Annotated in this window: 1 protein-coding gene; it reads left to right on the top strand. The window is 27.5% G+C overall.

Translation table 11 applies throughout. From position 1 onward, the window contains the following. Positions 1-229: hypothetical protein (locus IEQ44_RS17565; RefSeq protein ID WP_227487742.1), on the top strand; the 229-nt coding region annotated here is incomplete at both ends.

Genomic DNA, 229 nt, shown 5'->3' on the forward strand with positions numbered 1-229 from the left:
GTGCATATGATAAATTCTTGAGAAGATTTAAAATCCTGTATGATAAAAATTGTCCACTAAAACAATACACTAGAAAACATAGTCATAAGGAACAACCATGGATCACCAAAGGACTGCAAAATGCTTGCAAAAAAAAGAATACTTTGTATAGGGAATTTATTAAATTAAGAACCAAAGAGGCAGAAAATAGATATAAAAAATACAAAAATAAGTTAACCAATATAATGAG

This window comes from Nocardioides malaquae, assembly GCF_015070385.1.
Taxonomy (GTDB): Bacteria; Actinomycetota; Actinomycetes; order Propionibacteriales; family Nocardioidaceae; genus Nocardioides; species Nocardioides malaquae.